Genomic DNA, 1,185 nt, shown 5'->3' with positions numbered 1-1,185 from the left:
CGCTCTTGCGGCGGCGCAGCAGGAACGGCCCGACCAGCCGCGACAGGCGTTCGGCCGCCTTGCTGTCACCGGATTCGACTGGTTTGGCCCACCGTGCCCTGAACCTGGCCAGCGAGCCCAGCAGCCCCGGCGTGGTCCAGTCGAGGATGGCCCACAGCTCCGACAGGTTGTTCTCGACGGGGGTGCCGGTCAGCGCGACGCGGGCGGCGGCGGGGATCTCCCGCAGCGCCTTGGCGGTGCCGGAGGCGGGGTTCTTCACGTGCTGTGCCTCGTCGGCCACCAGCAGGCCCCACGGGTGTGCAGCCAGGCGGGCCGCGTCCATGCGCATGGTGCCGTACGTGGTCAGCACGAAGCCCTCCTCGGCCAGCGTGCGGCTCGCCCCGTGGAAGCGGCGCACGGGCACGCCGGGCGCGAACCTGGCGATCTCTCGCTCCCAGTTGCCCAGCAGCGAGGCCGGGCACACTACGAGCGTCGGCCCGGTGCCGGCGTCGGCGCGGTGCAGGTGCAGGGCGATCAGCGTGATCGTCTTGCCCAGGCCCATGTCGTCGGCCAGGCAGCCGCCCAGCCCGAGCGAGGTGAGCCGGGCCAGCCAGCCCAGCCCGGCCAGCTGGTAGTCGCGCAACGTGGCGGCCAGCCCGTCGGGCGGGCCGGCGTCGGCGGGCTCGGACAGGCGTTCGCGCAGCTCACGCAACCAGGCGGTGGGATCGACGGCGACCTGCTCGCCGTCGACCTCGACCGTGCCGGTCAGGGCGGCACTGAGGGCTTCGATGCCGGTCAGGGGCTTGAGGTCGCGCTGGCGGGCCTTGCGGGCCAGGTCGGGGTCGATGAGGACCCACTGGTCGCGCAGCCGTACGACGGGGCGGTGCGCCTCGGCCAGGGCGTCCATCTCGGCGGCGGTCAGGCGCTCGCCGCCGAGGGCGAGCTGCCAGTCGAAGCTGGTCAGGTGGTGCCCGCCGAGGAACGACGGCAGGTCGGACGGCTTGCTGTCGCGTTCGCCGATGACGGCGCGGGCGCTCAGGCCGCGCACGAGGGCCTTGGGCCAGTGCACCTCGACTCCGGCGGCGGCCAGGCGCTCGGCGGCTCCGGCCAGGAGGTCTTCGACGTCGCCGTCGGTGAGGGTGAGCTCGTCGGGCACGGCGCTGTCGAGCAGGCGCTCCAGGCGGGGCCAGGTACGGGCGGCGCGGC

1 protein-coding gene is annotated in these 1,185 nt (G+C 74.6%); it reads right to left on the bottom strand.

All coding sequences use genetic code 11. The annotated features are described in order from the left end of the window. A partial coding sequence (locus AB0J09_RS65320) for an SNF2-related protein (RefSeq protein ID WP_360714609.1) occupies positions 1–1,185 on the bottom strand: 1,185 nt, incomplete at both ends.

This window comes from Nonomuraea sp. NPDC049784 (assembly GCF_040659615.1).
Taxonomy (GTDB): domain Bacteria; phylum Actinomycetota; class Actinomycetes; order Streptosporangiales; family Streptosporangiaceae; genus Nonomuraea.
This window is presented reverse-complemented; position numbering and strand designations above follow the sequence as displayed.